1 protein-coding gene and 1 pseudogene are annotated in these 916 nt (G+C 64.5%); both read right to left on the reverse strand.

The genetic code is table 11. The annotated features are described in order from the left end of the window. Positions 1–228: pseudogene (locus GM79_RS02280) on the reverse strand (hypothetical protein); the annotation flags it as partial. A gap of 27 nt (positions 229–255) precedes the next feature. Then, on the reverse strand, positions 256–916 hold a 661-nt coding region (locus GM79_RS02285), incomplete at its 5' end, for a carboxypeptidase-like regulatory domain-containing protein (RefSeq protein WP_152559787.1).

Consider the following 916-nt stretch of genomic DNA (forward strand, 5'->3'; position numbering starts at 1 on the left):
GCGACTGGCCGGCGCCGAGGCCGCCAGCTGCGGGGCGCGGGCCAGCACGCACACCGGCCGGCCACCCTGCCGCGCCAGGTACGCCATAATTTCCGCGTCGCTCAGGCGCGTGAAATCCACGACTTCGGTGGCGCAGGCGCCGCAGTGGCGGCCGTCGGCGGTGGGCGTCATGGTGGCCCAGAGCTGGGCGCAGGGCTGCGGAATGGAGATGCGGGGGAGAGTGGCCATGCGGCTAATGTAGGTTTTTGCAGATTATTAGTTCCGGAAGGGCTTGCTGAGCCAGTATTTACTCCAATAATAAAAGCGGCGCGGATGCCAGGGCGCGGGTGGCATCTTACGGACATAGTCCATCAGCATCCCTTTCACATCTTGCTGAAGCCGAAAAACCTGCTCAACCGGCGCCGTACTGGCAACGAGCGTGCGCTGCTGCGATACAAAGCCCACCGACATAACGGTCAGGGTGATTTCCCGGGCACCAAGCAAAGATTCCGGCACCGGCAGCTCAAACTGCCCCTCGGCATTCGTAATAACCCCAAAAACAGTACCGACGATGAGCACCGTACATCCCGGCACCGGCTCACTACTGCCAGCGTCCGTAACGCTACCCCGCAGCACCGGCGCAGCTGCCGCCTGAACATCACCAAGCACCGATTTGGAGGAAGTACTACTTAGCAACGACCTTCCAGCCGCTTGGGCTTCCTGAGTAGCGACGGTTTTTTGGGAACCAGAAGTCCCGACGGTGGGCACCGGACCGCCCGAATATTGGGGGCGGCATTCGGTAGCGGCTTGCGCGCGGGCTGTGATGGCCAGGGTTTCCCGCAGGCCCCACACGGCCACAACGGCCGCCAGCCAGGTGTGCCAGCGCGTGGGGGCAGCCGGGGCGGCGCGCTGCAACGGCCGCTCCAGCTGCCCCGCC

Source organism: Hymenobacter sp. IS2118, from assembly GCF_000715495.1.
Classification (GTDB): domain Bacteria; phylum Bacteroidota; class Bacteroidia; order Cytophagales; family Hymenobacteraceae; genus Hymenobacter.